This window comes from Salinicoccus sp. RF5, assembly GCF_020786625.1.
Lineage (GTDB): Bacteria > Bacillota > Bacilli > Staphylococcales > Salinicoccaceae > Salinicoccus.
Window position 1 is genome coordinate 1,264,008 of sequence record NZ_JAJGRC010000001.1, and the last position, 22,013, is coordinate 1,286,020.

22 protein-coding genes are annotated in these 22,013 nt (G+C 48.8%); 7 read left to right on the top strand and 15 right to left on the bottom strand.

From position 1 onward, the window contains the following. Positions 1–43: 43 nt before the first annotated feature. From LLU09_RS06560 to LLU09_RS06570, 3 genes are all read right to left on the bottom strand, one after another. On the bottom strand, positions 44–319 hold the full coding sequence (locus LLU09_RS06560; RefSeq protein WP_228311036.1) for a hypothetical protein: 276 nt from the start codon (positions 317–319) through the stop codon (positions 44–46). A gap of 100 nt (positions 320–419) precedes the next feature. Continuing rightward, on the bottom strand, positions 420–2,135 hold the full coding sequence (locus LLU09_RS06565) for a glutathione ABC transporter substrate-binding protein (RefSeq protein ID WP_228311037.1): 1,716 nt from the start codon (positions 2,133–2,135) through the stop codon (positions 420–422). 176 nt (positions 2,136–2,311) lie between these two features. Next, positions 2,312–3,991 (bottom strand): glutathione ABC transporter substrate-binding protein, encoded by a 1,680-nt coding sequence (locus LLU09_RS06570; RefSeq protein WP_228311038.1) that lies wholly within the window; start codon positions 3,989–3,991, stop codon positions 2,312–2,314. 436 nt (positions 3,992–4,427) lie between these two features. Here LLU09_RS06570 and LLU09_RS06575 point away from each other — a divergent pair, with 436 nt between their 5' ends. Genes LLU09_RS06575 through LLU09_RS06590 form a run of 4 tightly spaced genes read left to right on the top strand, consistent with a single transcriptional unit; the run spans position 4,428 to position 8,378 of the window. After that, complete coding sequence (locus LLU09_RS06575) at positions 4,428–5,336, top strand: ABC transporter permease (RefSeq protein ID WP_040105168.1); 909 nt, start codon at positions 4,428–4,430, stop codon at positions 5,334–5,336. 10 nt (positions 5,337–5,346) lie between these two features. Beyond that, complete coding sequence (locus LLU09_RS06580) at positions 5,347–6,267, top strand: ABC transporter permease (protein ID WP_094906750.1); 921 nt, start codon at positions 5,347–5,349, stop codon at positions 6,265–6,267. A 16-nt stretch (positions 6,268–6,283) separates the two neighbouring features. After that, the gene (locus LLU09_RS06585; protein WP_094906751.1) at positions 6,284–7,300 is read left to right on the top strand and encodes an ABC transporter ATP-binding protein; all 1,017 of its coding nucleotides are present in this window, start codon (positions 6,284–6,286) and stop codon (positions 7,298–7,300) included. After that, complete coding sequence (locus LLU09_RS06590; protein WP_228311039.1) at positions 7,278–8,378, top strand: ABC transporter ATP-binding protein; 1,101 nt, start codon at positions 7,278–7,280, stop codon at positions 8,376–8,378. The genes LLU09_RS06585 and LLU09_RS06590 overlap by 23 nt, the downstream gene beginning before the upstream one ends. Before the next feature lie 37 nt (positions 8,379–8,415). Here the strand turns inward: LLU09_RS06590 and LLU09_RS06595 are convergent, their stop codons facing one another. Genes LLU09_RS06595 through LLU09_RS06605 form a run of 3 tightly spaced genes read right to left on the bottom strand, consistent with a single transcriptional unit; the run spans position 8,416 to position 10,997 of the window. Continuing rightward, positions 8,416–8,901 (bottom strand): DUF456 domain-containing protein, encoded by a 486-nt coding sequence (locus tag LLU09_RS06595; RefSeq protein ID WP_228311040.1) that lies wholly within the window; start codon positions 8,899–8,901, stop codon positions 8,416–8,418. Further along, positions 8,901–10,106 carry an MFS transporter gene (locus LLU09_RS06600; protein ID WP_228311041.1) on the bottom strand — a complete coding sequence of 402 codons (1,206 nt, stop codon included), beginning with the start codon at positions 10,104–10,106 and terminating at the stop codon, positions 8,901–8,903. The genes LLU09_RS06595 and LLU09_RS06600 overlap by 1 nt, the downstream gene beginning before the upstream one ends. A 33-nt stretch (positions 10,107–10,139) precedes the next feature. Beyond that, positions 10,140–10,997 carry a LysR family transcriptional regulator gene (locus LLU09_RS06605; protein WP_228311042.1) on the bottom strand — a complete coding sequence of 286 codons (858 nt, stop codon included), beginning with the start codon at positions 10,995–10,997 and terminating at the stop codon, positions 10,140–10,142. A gap of 144 nt (positions 10,998–11,141) precedes the next feature. Here LLU09_RS06605 and LLU09_RS06610 point away from each other — a divergent pair, with 144 nt between their 5' ends. Then, complete coding sequence (locus LLU09_RS06610; protein WP_228311043.1) at positions 11,142–12,020, top strand: SDR family oxidoreductase; 879 nt, start codon at positions 11,142–11,144, stop codon at positions 12,018–12,020. A gap of 39 nt (positions 12,021–12,059) precedes the next feature. Here the strand turns inward: LLU09_RS06610 and LLU09_RS06615 are convergent, their stop codons facing one another. From LLU09_RS06615 to LLU09_RS06645, 7 genes are all read right to left on the bottom strand, one after another. Then, positions 12,060–12,590, bottom strand: coding sequence for a ribonuclease FAU-1 family protein (locus tag LLU09_RS06615; protein ID WP_228311044.1), 531 nt, complete (start codon positions 12,588–12,590; stop codon positions 12,060–12,062). Positions 12,591–12,667: 77 nt separating this feature from the next. Beyond that, the gene (locus LLU09_RS06620; protein WP_228311045.1) at positions 12,668–14,674 is read right to left on the bottom strand and encodes a hypothetical protein; all 2,007 of its coding nucleotides are present in this window, start codon (positions 14,672–14,674) and stop codon (positions 12,668–12,670) included. Beyond that, positions 14,646–15,551, bottom strand: coding sequence for an ABC transporter ATP-binding protein (locus LLU09_RS06625; RefSeq protein WP_228311046.1), 906 nt, complete (start codon positions 15,549–15,551; stop codon positions 14,646–14,648). Before LLU09_RS06625 ends, LLU09_RS06620 begins: the two co-directional genes overlap by 29 nt. Continuing rightward, positions 15,535–15,927 (bottom strand): GntR family transcriptional regulator, encoded by a 393-nt coding sequence (locus LLU09_RS06630; protein ID WP_228311047.1) that lies wholly within the window; start codon positions 15,925–15,927, stop codon positions 15,535–15,537. Before LLU09_RS06630 ends, LLU09_RS06625 begins: the two co-directional genes overlap by 17 nt. 88 nt (positions 15,928–16,015) lie before the next feature. Then, positions 16,016–16,789, bottom strand: coding sequence for an SDR family NAD(P)-dependent oxidoreductase (locus LLU09_RS06635; RefSeq protein ID WP_228311048.1), 774 nt, complete (start codon positions 16,787–16,789; stop codon positions 16,016–16,018). Between the two features lie 19 nt (positions 16,790–16,808). Beyond that, positions 16,809–17,528: a YebC/PmpR family DNA-binding transcriptional regulator gene (locus tag LLU09_RS06640; RefSeq protein ID WP_228311049.1), complete on the bottom strand. Its 720-nt coding sequence runs from the start codon at positions 17,526–17,528 to the stop codon at positions 16,809–16,811. A 55-nt stretch (positions 17,529–17,583) separates the two neighbouring features. Then, positions 17,584–18,198 carry a Bax inhibitor-1/YccA family protein gene (locus tag LLU09_RS06645; protein ID WP_228311050.1) on the bottom strand — a complete coding sequence of 205 codons (615 nt, stop codon included), beginning with the start codon at positions 18,196–18,198 and terminating at the stop codon, positions 17,584–17,586. A gap of 286 nt (positions 18,199–18,484) precedes the next feature. On the opposite strand from LLU09_RS06645, the gene LLU09_RS06650 reads away from it, so the two are divergent. Then, positions 18,485–19,375 (top strand): LysM peptidoglycan-binding domain-containing protein, encoded by an 891-nt coding sequence (locus LLU09_RS06650; protein WP_228311051.1) that lies wholly within the window; start codon positions 18,485–18,487, stop codon positions 19,373–19,375. Between the two features lie 57 nt (positions 19,376–19,432). Here the strand turns inward: LLU09_RS06650 and LLU09_RS06655 are convergent, their stop codons facing one another. Continuing rightward, positions 19,433–20,347, bottom strand: coding sequence for a Rossmann-fold NAD(P)-binding domain-containing protein (locus tag LLU09_RS06655; RefSeq protein WP_094906763.1), 915 nt, complete (start codon positions 20,345–20,347; stop codon positions 19,433–19,435). 29 nt (positions 20,348–20,376) lie between these two features. After that, the gene (locus LLU09_RS06660; protein WP_228311052.1) at positions 20,377–21,525 is read right to left on the bottom strand and encodes an MFS transporter; all 1,149 of its coding nucleotides are present in this window, start codon (positions 21,523–21,525) and stop codon (positions 20,377–20,379) included. Between the two features lie 69 nt (positions 21,526–21,594). On the opposite strand from LLU09_RS06660, the gene LLU09_RS06665 reads away from it, so the two are divergent. Next, positions 21,595–22,002 (top strand): potassium channel family protein, encoded by a 408-nt coding sequence (locus LLU09_RS06665; RefSeq protein ID WP_228311053.1) that lies wholly within the window; start codon positions 21,595–21,597, stop codon positions 22,000–22,002. Positions 22,003–22,013: the final 11 nt, after the last annotated feature.

A 22,013-nucleotide genomic window follows, 5' to 3' on the forward strand; every position in this document is an offset into this window, starting at 1 on the left:
TTACATCACATATTCCCTTTTGAGAGGCATTTAATCTTAGCTGCTATTCTTCCGAAGGTTCTTCTTCGCTTTCTTCGCTCGTCTCTTCTTCGTCAGGCCCTACATCACCAGACTCGTTCTGCTGCAGCTCTTCAAGCTCCTGTTCCTTCGTTTCGATATTATCTTCCAGCTGGCTGTTCTCAGTTTTGACGTTCTGTATTTTATTTTCCAGTGCCTTATTCTCCTGGTTCACCTTCTCCAGATCCTTTGCAGCCTGACTTTCATCTTCACCGCATCCAGCGAGAAGGACCAGCAGTGCCACTGCGAATAGACGTTTCATGGCCTCACCCTTTTTTTATCCTGATACAGATTATATCACTTTCTGGAATCCATGAAAATTTAAAATGGCACCCCGGAAGATTCCGGAGTGCCATAATATACTATTCGCCGAGAGTCACTTCATCCAATTGATAGATGCCAAGGGCATCCACTTCGAAATTCTGTACCTCTGTACGGACGCCAGTCAGATAATTCTGGTGGTGGATATATGCCATAGGAGCGATGTCCACGAGCATTTCCTGAGCTTCCGAGTAAATTTCCTGACGTGCTTCAGGGTCAGTTTCCTGACGGCCTTCTTCAAGCAGGGCATCCACTTCCTCGTTGCTCATGAATGAACGGTTACCCGGGTCACCATGCATTTCAGAGTGGAACAGCGGGTACATGCCGTAGTCTGCGTCCCCAGTAACTGTCGACCATCCAAGAACGAACATGTCATGCTCGCCCTGTGCAGTCCTCTCAAGATACGCACCCCACTCGAGCTGTTCTACATTCAACTCGATGTTGAGCTCCTGCAGGGATTCCTGCAGATAGACTGCCGTATCGATACGCTGTGGGCTGTCATTTGTCCAGATTTCAAGTGAGAAGCCATCTTCATATCCAGCTTCTGCCATGAGTTCCTTCGCACGATCCATATCGTAGGAGAGGCCTTCAACGTTTTCATCATAGCCGAATACATCCGGAGCAAGTGGACCTTGTGCCGGGATGCCTACACCATCATATACACCATCGATGATTGCTTCCCTGTCGATGGCATGGGAAATCGCCTGACGTACGAGTGGATCATCGAGTGGTTCCTTCTCCATGTTGAAACCGATGTATGAAAGAGAAAGTGATTCTGTGTTGTCGAGATATGTTTCTTCGTGGGAGTCAACACGATCCATATTGTTGGACTCCACTGCACCTGCAACATGGCTGTCCCCAGTTTCGAGTTCGGCAATGCGGGCTGCAGTTTCCGGTACCACCTTAAATGTCACCGTGTCCAATGCTACAGGTTCTTCGTGATAGTCATCGTTTCTTTCGAGTACGACTTCTTCACCGGCTGCACGGGACTGTACCTTGAATGGACCTGTACCGATCGCATTGTCAGCAGCATGCTGCCCCATGTTTTCGGAGATTGCATTCGCAACTTCCTCATGCTCTTCGCCGCCGCTGTCGCGAAGTTCATAGTACTCTTCAAGCGTCATCTCTTCACCAGAGTCGGACAGCGCCTGCTCATAGTCAGCTTCGATGACATCATTGCTCAGCATGCCGCCTGCATCATGCGCCAGGTGTGCAAGGAGCGGCGCGAATGGATATTCTGTCGTGATTTCGACAGTATAGTCATCAACAGGTTCCACGTCTGTAATCATCTCATACAGGAACATACGCGGGGACGCCATTGCAGGGTCTGTAATGCGTTTCAGGTTCGCTTCGACAGCTTCTGCATTGAACTCAGTTCCATCATGGAACATGACACCTTCCTTGAGAGTGAATTCCCATGTATTGTCATCCAGCTGTTCCCATTCAGTCGCCAGACCAGGCTGAACTTCCATGTTCTCATCAAGGACAGTCAGTGTGTCGTAGATGTTTGAACGTACGTTACTTGACGGTACGTCATTATTGCCGTGCGGATCCAGACTGACGATGTCGCTCATTTCGGAAATGACAAGATCTCCGCCTTCTCCACCTTCTCCGCCTTCAGTATCACCTGAAGATTCTTCTCCGCCGTCTGCAGAATCGCTCTCCGGATCGACATTACTATCGTCCGTACACGCAGCCAGCGCAAATGATAAAATTAAAACCAGGCTCAACATTAGAAGCAGTTTTAAATTTTTCATTTTGGACCTCCTAATAATTTTTAATTAAATGCGAGATTTAATCAACTTCATGATACAGGAATAAGTAAGCGCCTTCAAGATGAATTTTCCCACATTTTCAAATAATGGAAAGAATAAAAAACGGAAAACACATTATGTATTTTCCGTTTTATTTGTTTCTCCCTCAATGAAAGTAATTATTCATTGAGGGTGGTTTCACGAAGGTCAAAGATATTATAGCTGTCGATATCAATTCCCTCCACGTTGTTATTGTAGGCATTCAGGTTCTCAGAGTGACGTACGAAGATTGCCGGCGCTTCGTCTACAAGCAGCTGCTGCGCTTCTACATATAGCTGCTCACGGGCATCCTGGTCGGATTCACGCTTTCCTTCATCCAGCAATGCATCGAGCTCATCGTTCTCGAAGAAGGACCGATTTCCTGGATCCCCGACCATGTCAGAATGGAATAATGGAGAGATGCCGTTATCCGGGTCCCCTGTTGAGTTGGACCAGCCGAGGATGAACATGTCATGTTCGCCGTTGCCCGTCATCTCGAGGTACGCTCCCCACTCCACTTGTTCAATATTTACGTTGATGTTGAGCTCGCCCAGTGATTCCTGGAGCCATACAGCCATGTCCACACGTTCTGGGTTATCATCGTTGACCATCAGATTGACATCGAATCCATCCTCATATCCTGCCTCTGCAAGCAGTTCCCTTGCCTCATCCATATCGTAGCCCAGACCTTCGATATCCTCACTGTGACCCATTACGCCAGGCGCAAGTGGACCGACTGCCGGTGTACCGGAGTCATTATAGACACCAGAAAGGACAGCCTCTTTATCGAAGGCATGAGTGATTGCACGCCTTACCTGCGGATCATCGAACGGTTCCTTTTGGGTATTGAAACCGATGTAGTCGATGGAAACCGAATCCGTGCGCTCAAGCGTCACTTCTTCATTGCCTTCTACACGGTCGATGTTGCTGGACTCGACCTGTGCAATGAAGTCCGAGTCACCTGTTTCCAGTTCTGCGAGCCTGGATCCCGTTTCGGAAACAACCTTGAAGGTGGCCGAATCGATTGTCGGCGCGCCATTCCAGTAATCTTCATAGGCAGTCAGTTCGGTTTTCTCACCCGGGTTCCTGCTTTCAAACTGGAGGTAGTTGGAGCCGACAGGATTCTGCTCGACCATGGTACCCATGGCACCCCCGATTTCATTCGCAGCTTCCTCATGCTCTTCTCCGCCTGCTCCCCGGAGTTCATAGTACTCTTCCAGAGTCATATCGAGTCCTGCTTCGTCCAGCGCATTCTGATAGTCTTCATCGATGAGGTCTTTACTGATCATCTTGCCGGCGCCATGCGTCAAGTTGTTGAGCAGTGGAGAGAAAGGGAATTCTGTGACGAGTTCGACCGTATAGTCATCCACTACATTCACTTCAGTCACCATTTCAAGCAGGAAGGACCTCGGGGAAGCCATTGCCGGATCCAACAGCCGCTCGATGTTCGCCTTCACAACTTCAGCGTTGAATTCACTGCCATCATGGAAAGTGACACCCTCCTGCAGGGTGAACTGCCATGTAGTATCATCGATCTGTTCCCATTCGGAAGCCAGTACCGGTTCTATTTCAAAGTTTTCATCCTGTGTCACAAGTCCTTCATATATTGTATCCCGGACCTGCTCAGATGGTACATCGTTGCTGCCATGCGGATCCATGGACACAGCATCACTCGGGAAGGCCAGCACCATGTCGCCGCCCCCATTTGAGGACGACTCCCCTTCAGCGCTACCTTCCGGCTCCACCTCGCTGTCATCCGTACAGGCTGCCAGTACGAGTACAAACACACTGAGCAGCATCAATCGCCAAAAATTCTTCATCCTACTCCTCCTCTGAAAAATCTCTCCCATCCAAATATGTAAGACTTTTTTTGGGGTAAACCTATTTTATATCACCATAAGATTTCTTTCAATAACGAATATTCTGAACTTTAGTAGTCATATGCTCTCTCAAATATAGAATCCAGCCCAAAAAATGTTTGAACTCGAAGTTACTGGAATTTTATAATTGATTGAATATACTGAATTTTTGACAGTTACACTAAATATACATATTTCTTCCATAAACTTAAATACTTATTACATAATTTAAATTGTTTTATTACACAATTTTAAGAAAATTTCTTAAGAAATATGTGAAAGCCCTTTCATTATTTTAGAGAAAATATTGAAAAATCCACCTTATGACTGTATCATTATAAGAAGCAATTCAAGGATTTGTCATAAAATTCAATCAGAATTATTAGGAGGTCAATTCATGGCAGTTGCATCCAAAGAAAGAATCCGGGACACCAAACCGGTCAATCCACGGGTTAAAAGCATGAAGGATTTCTATAAGCGCCTGAAGAAGAATAAATCGGCCCTTACAGGCTTCTATATACTATTGTTCTTCTTCCTTGTATCGATTTTTGGTGCAATCGATGCAAACTATGGTCTTACAGGAATCAGTTCAAATGCAACCAGTCTGACAGAAAAGTTGGAAGGTCCTTCAGCCGCGCATTGGTTCGGTACAGATCACCTCGGCAGGGATATTTTCATCAGAATAATACACGGTATGTACATAACATTAGGGGTAGGGTTTGCAGCAACTTTCCTTGCCGGCCTTGTGGGTGTGCCACTTGGGATTCTCGCCGGCTACTATGGCGGCTGGCTTGATACCATCATCATGAGACTCATGGATGTCCTGCTCGCTTTCCCGGGTATCCTGCTTGCGCTTGCTATCGTCAGCGTACTTGGTGGCAGCACAATCAACGTGACCATCGCCATCGCCATCGGCGCCGTTCCACAGTTTGCACGGATTGTAAGAGGATCCACATTGACGACAAAGAAACTGGAATATGTGGATGCGATACGTGCCCTCGGTGCACGTGACGGCAAGATCATCTTCCAGCACATACTGCCGAACATCATGTCGCCGATCATCGTAAATACTACTCTCTTCATCGCTACAGCAATCCTTTCAGCAGCAGGCCTTTCATTCCTCGGCCTTGGCGTACAGCCGCCGACACCTGAATGGGGTGCCATGCTCAATGACGGAAGAAACTATATGTACCAGGCAGGACACATCACATTCTTCCCTGGCATGATGATCGTCATCGTTGTACTTGCATTCAACTTATTCGGAGACGGATTGAGAGATGCACTCGATCCGAAATTCAAGAAATAGGAGGCATCATATGACTACATTCATTATTCGTAGGCTGTTGCAGGCCATCCCCGTTCTCATCGGGGTCACAATTCTCGTGTTCAGTCTGATGCACCTTACTCCGGGTAACCCAGCGGTTATTATGGCAGGAGAAAGTGCGCCTCAGGCGACAGTACAGGCAATTGAAGAACGTTTGGGTCTGAACGATCCGCTTCACATACAATATTTCAACTTCCTGGGCAATGCCCTGCAACTGGATCTTGGTACGTCCATCCGGGACAACATCCCGGTATTCGACCATGTCCAGTCAAGATTCCTGATCACATTGGAACTTTCAGTATACTCAATGATTTTTGCGATAGTGCTTGGACTTCTGGCAGGCATCATCTCAGCAGTGCGCCAGTACACATTCTCTGATGTTGCCATCATGATTGTTGCCCTGTTCGGACTGTCCATGCCGAACTTCTGGCTCGGCCTCATGCTCATCCAGTGGTTCGCCATTAACTTGGGATGGTTTGCGCCGACAGGCTGGGGGGATGCCGACCAGATTGTTCTGCCGGTCATCGCACTCGGTACAGCCGGTGCCGCAATCATTGCCAGGATGACACGGAGCAGTATGCTCGATGTCATTTCACAGGACTACATCCGTACTGCCAGGGCAAAAGGGGTCAAGGAACGTGTAGTCATATTCAGACATGCGCTCAAAAATGCTATGATCCCCGTCGTGACTGTAATCGGTCTCCAGTTCGGCTACTTCCTTGCCGGTTCGGTGCTCACCGAGAGTGTATTCGCGATCAACGGCCTTGGCCGCCTGATCATCGACTCCATTCTGCAGCGTGACTTCCCGGTTGTACAAGGCGCCATCCTGGTCATTGCCGTCACATTCGTTCTTGTAAATCTGGCAGTCGATATTTCCTACAGGTTCCTGAACAAACGGATCGACCTAAACTAAGTTAGGAGTGACACATGTGTCAGAAAATATTCTTGATATAAATGATCTCAGAACTTCCTTCTTTGTGGAAGGAAATGAAATAAAGGCAGTCGACGGAGTAACATTCCAGGTGCCTAAAGGAAAGACCCTCGGGATCGTCGGTGAATCGGGATCGGGCAAGAGCATCAGTGCCCTGTCCATCCTCCAGCTCATCGAAAACCCTGGCAAGATCGTCGGCGGCAGCATCAACTTCAAGGGTGAGGAGCTCACGGAAGCGAAAAATTCCAGGATGAGGGATATCCGCGGTAACGAAATCTCCATGATCTTCCAGGAGCCGATGACTTCACTCAACCCTGTCTACACGATTGGCCAGCAGCTTCGTGAATCCTATAAGATCCACGAAGGACTCGGCAAAAAGGAAGGGACGAAACGTGCCATCGAAATGCTCGAGCTCGTCGGCATCCCTTCCCCTGAAAAGCGCATCAACCAGTATCCATATGAACTTTCCGGCGGAATGCGGCAGCGTGTCATGATCGCCATGGCACTTGCCTGCAAACCGGAACTGCTCATCGCGGATGAACCGACCACAGCACTCGATGTCACCATACAGGCGCAGATCCTCGAACTGATCAAGGAACTCCAGGATGACATCGGCATGAGCGTCGTCATGATCACCCATGACCTTGGTGTCGTGGCCGAAACCTGCGACTATGTTGCCGTCATGTACTGCGGTAAAGTCGTCGAATATGCAGATGTGGAGACATTGTTCGATAACCCGAAACATCCCTATACGGTAGGGCTGCTCAATTCACTGCCCCGCCATGATGTGGACCAGGACGAACTTGTACCCATTAAAGGGAACGTGCCTGCACCGGATGAAATGCCTACGGGATGCCGATTCGCACCACGCTGTCCGCACGCCTCCGACATATGCAGCAAACTGCCTGAACTCGAAACCCAGGAAGACGGCAACGACGTAAGATGCTGGATCTACACTGAAGAGTGGGACGGCGAGAAGGGAGTAGAAGTCTATGACAGAGAATCCACTACTTAAAGTAGAGAACCTTAAACAATATTTTCCAATCAAAGGCGGACTCTTGGGGCGCACAGTAAACAACGTCAAGGCGGTCGACGATATCTCCTTCACCATCGGCAGGGGCGAAACGGTCTCCGTAGTTGGTGAATCCGGCTGTGGAAAATCCACTACAGGACGTGCTATCCTGAGGCTTGATGAACCGACTGAAGGGAACATCGAGTTCGATGGCAAGGATGTACTCGGCAAGAGTGCTTCTGAAATGCGCAGCATGAGAAGCGAAATGCAGATCATCTTCCAGGATCCATATGCTTCCCTGAACCCCCGCAAGACTGTCCGCCAGACGCTCAACGAAGCCATGGACATCCATAACATCGTTCCAAAGAAGGAACGCAACGACCGCATCACCGAGCTTATGGAGACGGTCGGTCTGCAAAAGCACCAGATCGACCGCTTCCCCCACGAGTTCTCCGGCGGCCAGAGGCAGCGTATCGGCATCGCCCGTGCACTGTCGGTCAATCCGAAACTCATCATCTGTGATGAAGCAGTCAGTGCCCTTGATGTATCCATCCAGGCACAGGTTCTGAACCTGCTCAAACGTCTGCAGCGTGAGATGGGTCTGACATATCTCTTCATCGCCCATGACCTTGGGGTCGTACGCCACATATCAGACCGCATCATCGTCATGTACCTCGGCAAGATCGTCGAGATCGGTGATACGAAGAGCATTTTCGAGAATCCACAGCACCCTTATACGAAAGCCCTGCTTTCTGCGATACCGGTGCCGGATCCGAAGAAGAAGTCGGAACGGATCTTCCTGCGCGGAGACGTCCCTTCCCCGATCGATCCGCCGACAGGCTGCCGCTTCCACACAAGGTGTCCTTTCGCCACGGACAAGTGCCGTGACGTGGTACCGGAACTGGAAGAGAAGGATGAAATCTACAAAGGCAAGCACAGCGTGGCCTGCCACTACGCACTGGATATCCAGCAGGGCAAGCATAAACCGAAATACAATATGACGGATGTGCGTAAAAATCTGGATGAAGAAGGTACAGATAACCAGAGTGCTGAAAAAGAAGTAGAAAAAGCACAGAAATAAAATAAAGCTCCCTCGCATGAGGGAGCTTTATTTATGTCTAGAACACGAGTGCATCAAGCAGGAACCATACCACCATCAGCACATAGACGACTGCATTGAATACGGCACTTGATACGAAGGCAAGCAATGAACCGACGGATGCCTTCAATGCCTGGTTGAAGTCCTTTGAATTCAATGCTTCTACAATCAGGACCAGTACAAAAGGCACGAAGATGATGCCAAATGGTGGATATAGGAACATCCCGATGACCACCCCGACGATTGCGGCATACTCACCGCGCTTGGTACCCCCATATCTTTTTACGAAATAGCTGTTTGCGATGAAGTCGCTGAAAAGCACCAGCACCGTCAGGACGAATATGATGATCCAGAACATCCATGACAAGGTTTCACTGTTGAGTGCAAAGTGGTAGACGAGAAAACCGATCCAGAACATCAATACGGATGGAACGACTGGAAAGACCAGCCCCAAAAATCCGATGATGAACGAAGCGATGACAATGAGCCACCATATGATTTCCATTATATTTCCCCTTTCCTGATTTCACTTCTAGTAAAGAAGAACAGTATGAACGCTAGGAATACGAACATTCCCGATACAAAGAATGAGTACTCCAATCCTACAACATCACTGGCCATTCCACCAAGCAGGTTGCCCAGAAGCTGGCCGATGATCATCGCATTGGCGAAAAGCGTCGATGCATATCCCGGGAAATCCGGAAGCAAATCCTGGAAATAGCTGATGCCGAGCCCGAGCAGGACCGCGAGGAATATCGCCAGGGGCACCTGGCCGATCACCATTGCTGTGAAATCATTGAAGATGCCGATCGACATGAAATAGAGGCTGCCGAGAAAAGCGCCGAGAATCAACAGAGACTTGGAGCTGACCCTGCCTGCAATCATCCCCATGAAAATCATGAAGGGCACTTCAAGGCCGGCACAGAGACTCGACAGTATTCCTACACCGCGCTCCCCTTCCTCAAGGTATTGCGTCACATAGAGCGGCATGTTGAGGAGGTACATCCATTGTCCCACATGCAGCATCGTAAATGCTATGAATGGAAGCAGCAGCGCAGGTGTCCTGAGCAGGTTGGGCGCAATCTTCTCCTCATAGCTTTTTATATCAACGGCGCTCTGGGGAACGACCTTCTTGTCTGCGGGACGGATCAGGAAGGACAGTCCCAGGACAAGTATGAACATGATGACAGTACCCGTAAACAGGCCGTTGAAACCATAGATTCCGATCAGCACAGAGCCGATCAGTGGGCCGAACAGGAAGCCGAAGGAGAACATCGACCTGAGCACGGTATTCGCAAGGACGGCGATACTCGACCTGTAGGCGTTTATCGATTCGCGTGCTGAAGCATAGAGCTGCGGCATTGCAGGCGCCCCGAGTGAGGCGAACAGTATATATGAGAGGGCCAGGAGCCAGACATTGCCGATGAGAAGATAGCTTGAGAAGGCAATGATCATCATCACTAAGGCGCCGATGATGAGATACTTGCGGTCAAAGGCCATCCGGTCGCTTTTCCTTCCGATCAAGGTGTTCATCATGAAACTTCCGACGGCCACCGTTGCCATGAACAGGCCGTATATGGCGGTCGGCATGCCGTGTGTCTCCGTCATGAAGATGACGAGGAAGGGAGCTGTGAGTGAGACGGCCATCCCGAGCAGTGTCATGTTCAGCAGGAAGAGGCGGTAGTTCTGGATGTAAAAGAGTTCTCGCATTGTCTTAACCATTCTTTCTATACTTTTTAGTCATTAATTTGCATTGACGAACGTCCGCACCAGTGTCAGGAAGGCTTTGACCTGAGGCAGTTCGAGCACGCTCCTGTCGAAGGCGATGTACGTATCGCGGGTGATCGGCCGATCTTCGTAGAGCACTTCATCAATATTGAACTGTGTGCTGTCGAACCCTTCGACCACTATTTCAGGCAGAACGGTCATGCCGATGCCTTCAAGCAGCAGCGCGCGGCATGTGGCAATCTGATCCACCTTTATCTGGGAATCATATTTGCGGTTGAACCGCCGTTCGAAAAACTGCTCGATTTCACTGATGTATATGGGGTCCGCCTGAAACTCTATGATGGGAAGCTGCTTCTCATCATCGGTCGTTTTCGGCGTCACCAGATAATGGCGGTCCACAAACAGCAGTTCATTCTGCTTGTTCAGTATCCGGTTTCCCCGCACGATGCATATATGGAAGTCATTCTGCTCGCTGATGATCTGCTGCGAAGAACCGACCTTGATCTTGATGTTCACATTCGGATAGAGTTTCAGGTACTGGGCCAGTATTTCGGGCAGTATAGTATGGCCGATCAGTGAGGAGACGCCTATGGAGAGATTTCCCTGTATGGAATTCTGGTTGATGCGTATGTATTCCTTGACCAGCGACTCACGCTCTACGACATTGCGGGCGTGCTCGATGATCTTCTCCCCTTCCCCGGTTACATACAATTCCTTCTTCGTGCGGACGAATATCTTCACTCCCCACTCATCTTCGATGGATTTCAGACGCTGGCTCACAGCCGGCTGGGAAATAAACAGCTTTTCTGCAGCACGCCGCAGGGTCCGCGTCTCATCCAGTGTGACAAGCAGCTTATAATCATCGACTTTCATTCCAATTCAACACCCTTTCATCAATAAGAAAATCTTATCATAAATAAATAATTCTACAATGCTTGATTTCGAATAAGTGTAGCGCAAGTACTCTTTGGGTATATGCCTATTGATCAAATCATTGTAATGGGAGGCAATACTACTATGAGTGAACAGAACAAGCATGAGAAGATCGATGAAAAAATCGAAGGCTATACTCTGGAGCGTCAACCCGGCATCGAGGGTGAGATGGACCCTAAACCGATATTCGAAGACGATGAATACAAAGGCAGCGGCAAACTGAAGGACAAGGTCGCCATCATAACCGGCGGCGATTCCGGCATCGGCCGTGCGGTTGCGGTCGCCTATGCCAAAGAAGGCGCCAATATGGTCATCGCCTATCTCGATGAGCATGACGATGCGGACAAGACGAAGGAAATTGTCGAGTCCTACGGGGTCAAATGTGAAACCTACGCGTTTGATGTCAAAAAGAAAGCCGAATGTGAAAAGCTCGTAAAGTTCACCATCGACAACTTCGGCAAACTGAATGTGCTGGTCAACCACGCTGGTGTCCAGTATCCGACAGAAGATTTCCTCGATATCGGCGAAGACCAGATCAGGGAGACTTTCGAAACAAACATCTACGGCATCATATTCATGTCCCAGGCAGCACTGCCGTATCTGGACAAGGGTGATACCATCGTCAACACAACAAGCGTCACAGCCTATAGGGGCTCTCCAGGACTCATCGAATATTCCGCAACGAATGGAGCCATCACGTCGTTCACACGCTCACTCGCAGGCAACCTTGCCTCTAAAGGCATCCGTGTGAACGGGGTTGCTCCTGGTCCGATATATACACCGCTCATCCCTGCGACATTCGATGCAGAGAAAGTCGAACAGCATGGTGGAGACACACCGATGGGACGCCGCGGCCAGCCAAGCGAACTCGCCCCAAGCTATGTGATGCTCGCATCCAACGACTCAAGCTATATGACGGGGCAGATCATCCACGTCAATGGCGGAGACTTCATGACCACTTAAACAAAAACAGTAAGGAGATATTTTCTCCTTACTGTTTTTTTACTGGTCGATTGTGCGTTTGCAGTGGTCTGCAAAACGTCTGAAGCAGTCGAAATCCACTTCAATATCCTGCATCAGCTGGTTTGCGGCCACATAGGCATAATCACGTTCCGCTTCAGTGATATGTCCCCTCTTGAGCGCCCGCTTTATATCTCGTTCATCAACGAGCTCATAGCGGCCGTCGGGCAGAACGAGCACATCGAGATAAATATCCGTCCGCCTGGCGTTGCCAAGCTCCAGTATATGTTCGATATTGATGTCAAAGTAGTACTGCAGCACCTGGCCCCTGTCATCATACATGACGGTAAGACTGTAGTTCCCATTCTTCGGCATGATCTGCAGCCATTTGTAGTGATTATCACATACCCGGACCTTCTTATCCAATATCGGCACCGTTAGCGGAGACCGGACCTTATGGATATCAAGCAGTCCGACCAGTATTTCCTCACCTTCATGGTGGATGATTTTTTCCTTGTAGTCAGATCGGAGGAGACGTCTCCATCCTCTCTTATCGAGGTATTTGGTTTTCATCACGTTCATCTCCTTCCCCCAATTATACAAAAATCGGGGAAAGAATGTGAAGGAATAAGGATCTTAAATATTACAGGCTATTTGATGCCGATCATATAGTGTGTATCAGCGGCAGCATTCCTTTCCATTTCAGGACCGAATTGCTGCATGAATGCAGGTGAGTACAACAGCACCTGATCTGCAGCCGCATCCAATTCCCCTTCGTTTAAGGTCTCCATGACTTCAGCGCGGTCGCCATCCCCCAATTCCTCCAAAGGATACGCTTCATTCAATTCATCGAATGAAAGGGTCTGATAATCTGAGAAGAAGTCCTCTTTTTCATCATTGGACAGTGAGATTGTATGCATTGTCCGGCTGTCCGTCGCTCCAAGGAAGTCTGCTATATCCTGATCTTTTTCCACTACATCCAGAACCGCAGGGTTATAGATGGATGCCCGGCCCTGGTAATGATTCAATTCGAAGCCGACCGACACATTCACCATCGGAACATTCGTATTGCTGACCAAAGCAGGAATCTGCTCATCAATCCTGGGCGCATGTCTTTGATAGTCCTTGGCGAAGTCTGCTATTTCTTCAGAAGAATAAAGGGCCACATAGCCGTTCACGCCAGAAATTTCCATATTCCTTATATCTCCAGCATCGGTGATGTTATAGACGATATCATAGGATGTTGAAAAGCTGCTGCTGTTCAAGGTTTCGAGGAGGGTATCATATTGTGTGTTATTCAGTGTAATCGTTTCGTATCTTCTATTGACGTGATCCCCATCCTTCATCCGGTAGGTGATCTCGAGTGCCTCTCCATCATATTCATTGGTTCTTGGAGCCGACTGCCCGACTGCTGCCTGATGGAGGGAGAGGGTCTGGCCGATGACCTTAGGATCACTGATGAACATATAATCTTCACTCATCCCATCAGCACTGCCTTCACCGCTTCCATACATGCTCGCCCAGTGTGCGTTGATGCTGACACTGTCGACTTCCCCTTCCTCTGGAACATATGATGTATACTGCTGCCAACCGAAGACAAAGAAAATCCAGAAGAGGACTATAGATACTGCAGTGATTACTAGGGAGCGCTTCCTGAACTGTATTTTTGCCGTACCCTGGAAGAACATTTCCTGAACAATATACGAAAATACCGCTCCGATGATGAAGGCCAATATGAAGACGAGCGTCAGCCTAGGCAAAGCGAAGGAAATGGCAAGCCCGAGAAGAAGCATCCCTGAAATCGTGATGAAAGCAACCAGTATATCCCGCACCCAAGTATTGGTGAAAGTATGATGGATATCCTCATTCCGGCTTCTATTGTAGATTACATAGGAGAACACGATCAATATTACGGCCAATAGGGACCATATTATCGTCTTCCATAGTATCAGTCCCTCCATGGCCTGCTGAACAGCAAAAATGGGGAATGTATTGTCCGTGACGACACTAAGCAGTCCCCCTCCACCTGTAGTCGGAGCAGTGACGATCCCATCATAAAGCATGTCTGCCACCGCTACGGTCAGCCCCCAGAAGACAAGGGGCAGAAAGAAGACGATGATGACCAGCTGCATATGGACGAATATGCTGTTCACAAGAAAACCGAGGAAGACAGCCGATGCAAAGACGACGATCAGTACAAATAGGGTGTAGAAGAACCACTCCACAATCTGCATGAAGGAGATCTCAAAAGCCAAAAAGTACCTTTCAAAAAATAGGATGAAGGCTGTTACTGCTAGCGGCACGATGATATTGATGATTCCCGCAGTCAGTGCATGGGTGAGCAGTCCTCCCCTTCTGATCGGCAGGCTGTGCATGAAATCGACTGAAGCCTCCCTATTTTTGTAGTTGAAGAGGAACATCACCATAAACAGCACATAAAGCATGCCACCGGCAAGCTGGAAACCAATCATCATATCCAATGGGTTTTCCGGCAGGGCTCTCCTGCCGCCCATCATTTCGAAATTTGATGATGCAATCCATAGTGCCAAAGGCTGGATCAGTACATTTCCGATGATGAACAGTACCGTCAGCCAGAATATTCCACCCATGAAATGATTGAGCAGCGTCCTATTCAACAATGATGTTGCTGATTTCATAGCCTTTTTCCCCCATTTCATAAGCGAATATCTCTTCCAGTGATAAAGGCAGGATATCGTACATCAACGGATGATATTTCGTCACCTTCTCTTCGATATGCTTCATATCGCCTTTGATGATGCATGTGAGGACTCGTCCCTTCACTTCATGATGGACGACGCCCATATCCCTGTAGAAGCGTTCATCCGGAAGTGTGTTGAAGGCGATCTGCAGCTTGCAGTGGGAGCCTTTGACTTCATTCAGGTCGCGATGGAACAGGAGTTTCCCCTCATGCATGATGGAGACGGAATCACATAAATCCTCCATCTCCCTCAAGTTATGGCTGGAGGCGATGACCGTCATGTCATGGTTCGCGATATCCTGCATCATGATGTTCTTCACCTGACGGCGGACTATCGGGTCGAGGCCATCGAAAGGCTCATCCAGTAGCAGCACTTTTGGCCGTGCTGAGAATGCCAGGACAAACGATGCCTGACGCTTCATCCCTTTGGAGAGCTGCGAAAGCGGCTTCTTTATATCCAGGCTGAAATGTGCCGCTAGCTGTACAAAACGCTTCTGTGACCATCTGGGATACATCGACTTGTAGAACCGTCCCATGGTCTTCAGCGTGGCACCATTGAAAAAATAGGGGATGTCATTGATGAACATTACATCATCCTTGATGTCAGGATTCTCGAACACGGGGACACCATCATACAGCACCTCTCCCGCATCCGGCTTATATATGCCGCTGAGCAGTTTCATGAAGGTGGTTTTACCTGCGCCATTGGAGCCGAGAAGGCCATGGATGGTGCCTGAAGTGACAGTCAATGTAACGGTGTCGACCGCCTTCTGTCTGCTGAATGCCTTATCCAGCTGCCTAGTCTCGAGATTCATCTTCTTTTCTCCTTTCCTCTTCCAATTGTTCAATCAGCTTGATGAGCTGCCTCTTGGATGCGCCAAGATAGAGCAGTTCACTGGTCACCTGTTCAAAATTGCGGGTGAGCGACTCGATCTTCCTTTCGTTTTCATGTCCTTCCACACGACCGACGAAGCTTCCTTTGCCAGGCAGGGAGTAGATGTAACCTTCCCTCTCCAGTTCACGGTAGGCCTTCTGAATCGTGTTCGGGTTGATCGTCAATTCCTGTGCGAGACTTCTGACTGAAGGAAGCTTCTCATCCGGCTTTATGACGCCCTGTATGATGAGCTGCTTTACTTTGTCGACAAGCTGTTCGTATATGGGCACACGGCTTTTAAGATCCAAGTTGATCACCAGACTGCCTCCTCCCTACTGTATTAATTATAATAATACAGTTAATATGGATTAAACGCAACAAAAAAACGCCCGAAGGCGTTGATGATCAGAGTGCATGGCCGGCGCCGCCATCTATATTAACAGCGTCCCCGCTGACATATGAAGCAAGGTCGGAACAGAGGAATGTGATGACATTGGCCGCTTCTTCCGTATCCCCGATCCTGCCGAGCGGAATATCATGTTTATCGAGCCTGGAATATTCCTCCCATGTAAGGTCAGGCGCCTCGTTTTTCCATTTTTCTTCTATCTGCTCGCTTCTGATGAGCCCGATGCATACCGTATTCACCCGGATGCCGTACTTCCCGAGATCCTTGCTCATCGCCTTCGTCATCGCCATGCCTGCCGCACGGGATACCGACGTCGGCAGTGAGGAGGCAGGCGGCGTCTTGCCGAGGACCGCAGTGAGGTTGAGTATCGCTCCACCCTGTTTTTTCAGATGCGGCAGTGCGGCATTCGATATCCTGACCGCAGCCATCAGTTTGAGATCGAGATCCTGTTCCCAATCCGAAACAGACACTTCCTCGAATGGTTTTGCGAAGGAGCCGCCGGCATTATTGATGAGCACATCCAGCCGGCCGAACTTTTCAACCGTCTGTTCGATAATCTGCGATGCTGCTGCATCTTCCTTCACATCAGCAACAACATAGTCGACCTCCCCGAACCTGGAAATCTCCTCCTTGGCCTCTTTAAGCCCCGCTTCACCTCTTGCGACGAGCATGACTTTCGCCCCAAGCTTCACCATCTGCTCGGCTGTCTTGCGTCCGATGCCCTTGCTGCTGCCCGTGATGACCGCTACCTTTCCCTCATATCCAAAATCCATTGCTGTTATCCCCCTTTGATTATTCACCCAGGTTGACGTTGTGGTAGATGTTTGAAACATCTTCGAGGTCATCCAATGCCTCGATCAGCTTTTCAAACTGCTCCTGGGTCTCCTCTTCCAATGATACCTCATTCTGGGCAATCATCGTCTGTTCGGCGACTTCATAATCTTCCACACCCATCTCATCGAGTGCTTCCTTGATTTCATGGAAGGCCTGTGGCGTACCATAGACGACCGTGAAGCCGTTCTCCTCCGTCACATCTTCCACATCGACATCCTTCTCCATCAGCTCCATCATCGTGTCCTCCGGACCGAAGCCAGTGAACACAAATACAGATTTCGCATCGAACATATAGCTTACCGCTCCGCTGACACCCATGTTGCCGCCGTTCTTGCCGAAAGCCGCACGCACATCTGAAGCGGTACGGTTCACATTATTCGTCAGTGCATCCACGATGATCATCGTGCCTTCAGGACCGAAGCCTTCATAACGCAGCTCATCGAACGCTTCATCGTCACTGCCCTTCGCCTTGTCGATGGCCTTGTCTATGATGTGCTTCGGCACGGAATAGGTCTTTGCCCGATCCAGTACAGCCTTCAATGCCTGGTTGCTCTCAGGGTTCGGTTCCCCCTTCTTGGCAGCGACATAGATCTCCCGCCCGAATTTCGCATTGACCCGGCTCGTATCCTTATCCTTCTGTGCTTTCTTCTCTTTGATATTATTCCATTTGCGTCCCATTCGTCATCTTCCTTTTTAGCTGGTTTATATCCTCTAATATATCATTTTATATCATTCATCGCCTATTGTTAACGTACTGGTAGAGCCTGAGCAGCCTCTTGATGATGATCAGGAGGTTGATGAAGAGGTTGAAGCCCATTTCCCTCGGCCTGAATTTCTTGTTCTTCATACGGTTGAAGTCATACATCGTAAAGAGGATGTAGAGCACGAGACCCACTATCGTAATCACCAGTGTCATATACGGCAAGTTGATGAAGAAGTTGAGCAGGGAAGCGAATATGAGTATGAGCAATGCAACGAACAGGTACTTCCCCCAATGGGTGATGTCCCTCAGGAAGAAGTAGCCGATGAGTCCGAAGAAGACGAATACGATGATTCCAAGGAGTACTATACGGTAGAATATATCCGCCCCGAAATCCGCTATGAATGACTCGAACAGGCCGAATGACACCAGGCCGACCAGAAAGGCATAGAGATGGCTTATGATTGGGCCGCTATGGTTGAACCCCCTGACGAAAAGTGAAAGCATCAGCAGGCCGAACAGCACCATCGAAGCAGTCGGACGCCATTCCTCCGGCAGATACTGGCCGAAGTATGTCCCTATGCCGAAAATCACCCAATAATAAAGAAAATAAAGCCATACCAATCTATAGTTATGACGGTCCGTCATTTGAACACCCTCCATTTACTTTGCTTTAATACATTTTCTATACCCCAGTTCGCCTAAAACAACCAGATCAGGTTTCCGTTCCATTACGTAAGGCTGCAGAATGTATTAGTAATGTTTTAATTATATTACAGTTGTATTACATTGCCCTATTTCCGCCATTTATTTGCTAAGATATGTTCTGTAAACATAGACAGCAAACTTTGGATTTCACATAAACATGCAACTTGGATTTCACATAAACATATATATATAATCTACAAACACAACTCAGGAGGATTACTCACTTATGAAAAAAGTCATTACTGCTTTGACAGCAACAGCAGCCATCACTACATACGGACTTTCAGACGATGCGGAAGCTTCTTCCTACAAAGTTCAAAGTGGCGACACACTTTGGAAGATTGCAAACCAGAACAGCGTATCCGTATCCCAGCTCAAGTCCTGGAACAACCTTTCTTCTGATATGATCTACGTAAATCAGACGATCAAGACCAGCTCAAGCAGCAGCTCTTCAAGCTCCAGCAGTTCTTCAAGTTCTTCAAGCTCTGCAAGCACCAGCAGCTCTAGCTCTACAGGTGGTACATATACAGTTAAATCCGGCGACACTCTCAGCAAGATTGCGAGAGCGCACGGCATGAACTACAGGACATTGATGAACATAAACAACATTTCTTCCCATCTCATATACCCAGGACAGAAACTGTCCGTAAGCGGCAGCAGCTCAAGCAGCAGCTCTTCAAGTTCTGAAAGCACTAGCAGCTCTTCAAGTTCTGCGAGCAGCAGCTCTACAACACAGAACGTTTCAGCACCGGCACCAACAAGCGTTTCATACGGCACCAACCACTACTACTGGGGCGACTGCACATGGTATGTTTTCGAACGCCGCCAGCAGCTCGGCAAACCGGTTGGCAACAATTGGGGCAACGCATACGACTGGGATAACAGAGCAAGAAGCGCAGGCTACAGAGTCAACAACTCTCCATCCGTCGGTGCAATCATGCAGGCGAATGCATGGACCAACTACGCTTGGGGCCTTGGCCACGTAGCAGTTGTTGAAAGAATCAACTCCAATGGCTCCATCCTCGTTTCCGAAATGAACTTCGGCAGCGGCAAAGGTGTCAAAACCTTCAGGACCATCAGTGCTTCCCAAGTTTCTGGACATAACTTCATCCACTAATAAAGCATTGAATCATAAAAAGAGTGCAGCTCCCTTCCGGGAAGCTGCACTCTTTTTCTATTCCCCGTTGTATGGGCGGTTATGCGATCCCGGGGCTTCATTGTTGATGGTCATCTCCACCTGATATATACGGTTGACCAGTGTATACAGGGGGGCCTGGGTGAGCAGATAGACGGCCCATGGGGATTTTGGCTCGAAGTCATGCAGCGCCATGATGAACTCCTCGCGTCCGGGCAATTCCCTGAACTCCAGGCGGGGTGTCTTGTTCGACATCCGCTTCGACAGGCCGCCGCCCTGTATCCTGTATATTTCCACACCATTATAGCTTCTTTGCGCATCGTATTCCACAACCAGCGCTGGGCTGTCCATCTTCGCAAAACGGATTTTTATGAGGTGTCTGTCGTATTCTACATTGATCAGGTCATACAGGATTTCATTCAGCCACTCAAAATAGTACCTTCCCACATCTCTGATGTGCCAGCCGGCCGGCAGTGGAGCCCTCTGCACACTTCTGACACTGTTGTAGTCGGACGCCTTATACGATAGGGTTTTCCCGTACCTCTTGACGGGTGTCTGGGTAATCTTGACTTCCGTGCCATAGGCACCAAGGACCTCGGCTGTATATTCACTGCTGACTTCATCCGCAACAAAGATGATCTGTTCCACTTCCCTTATCTGGGAGGCACGGGCGATATTGTCTGCCAGAAGTATATAGAGGTCCTCAAACCTGCCCTGTGTCTGACGGTTGAGCCTCATTATCGGATCCTCGAAGAATATCACAATGTCGATCCCCCTCAAAGCCTCTTCCACTTCCGGGAGTATGAACAGATCCTTCTTCAGAAAGGTGACATCGAGATTCTTATCGTCCTGATTGGCGCTCGAGAATGCATAGAGGTTGAATGACCCCTTCAATTCCCTGTAGAGATTCTGGCCGATTCTGCCATTCACACCCATTAATAGGACATTTTTCACTTTATCACTTCCTTAGACAACTTATTTCCCTAAAATGTCTGTTTGAATCCACTCTTTTCATGTGCAGCATAGATTGCAGCAAGCAGCATGATGAGCATCAATCCGATGAACAGGAAGGGGGTCTCGAAATATGTGGCGAATATACCGGAAAGGTAGGATCCCGCCACAGACCCAAGGGAAAAGAATGAATAGAATATTCCATTTGCCTTCCCCCGCTCATGCATCTCCGTATTCTGTCCGATGATCTTGTTCATCGATGGGAAGATGAAGCTGAATCCGATGCCATATATGACCATCGTAGTATAGATGAGGGACACGGTCGGCACGAAATGCAGAAAGATCATTGCTGCCCCCACGATGAATATTCCTGTGGAGACGAGGGCGACCGGACTGTACTTCGAGTATATCCGGTTGACCGGCGTGGCAAAGACCAGGATGGCCACGATGCCAAAGACACTCAGCATGGCTCCTGTCGTCTGGTCAGACAATCCGACTGCTGCCACTTTCAATGGAAGACCGAATGCAAGGGAACCGTTTGAGACCATCAGCGTGAAAGCGGAGATATAGGCGACGATCAGAGAGGGGCGGGTGATGATCTGTCCATAGTTCGTCGCATAATGGATTTCCCGGCTCTGCTCCGTCGTACTCTCCTTCACTGTAATGAAGATCAGCAGGATTCCGAATACGAATATTCCCGACATGACGAGATACACCATCTGATAGCTCGTCTGGCTCGAAATGATGCCGCCGAGTGCAGGCCCAAGTACGGCTGCCGTGCCGATCGAGACGCCCGTCAGGGCCATCGATCTGCCGATGGCTTTCCTTTTCGATATATCTGCCACCAGGCTGAATGCAGCAGGCGTCAGCAGGCCGCTTGAGAATCCGTGCACTACACGGATGAGGATCAGCAGCCCGACAGTGGGCACTATCGTGTACGTAAGCAGTATGACCACCTGCAGACCCATGCCGAGGAGAAGCATATTCCTGCGTCCGAACTTATCGGAAAAAAAACCTCCAAAAACGTTTCCCACCATGTTGAAAAGGGAATAAATTGCTACTATGATGCCTGCCGTATACTCATCCGCACCGAGTGAAATAGCGAACGGAGTGATGATCGGCAGCTGGACGAACAGATCCAGAAAACAGATGACTATGATTAGGTACAAAAATTTATTCATGACCAGTATCCTTTTTTCTTATTATCGTATCTATCATTATATACAATTTTTCACTTTTGGGGGAATTTGATGGCTCACGCTTTCCTTGGCATACTTGTCGTTCTTTTATTGCTCCAGCTTGGTGCGTTCGCCAGAAAGAAGGGGGAACTCTCGAAAACGCATAAACTGTCACTGGATTGGCCCCTGTATTTATACATATTCACGGTCCTGCTGTCCATCATGTTCATCTTCGCAATCATCTACTATGTCATTTCCTTGAACACACCCATCCTGATCAATGGGACGAGCGGGGAAGAAGTCGTAAACTATACTTTCCTTCAGATACTCTACTACAGTGGGGTAACATTGTTATCTATAGGATACGGGGATTTCACACCCATCGGTCCAACGCGTTTCCTCTCCATCTTCCAGGCCTTTCTGGGAATCGTCATCCCCACCGTCATATTCATCAAAGAAATTACAAAAGACCGCACGTAGCGGTCTTTTGT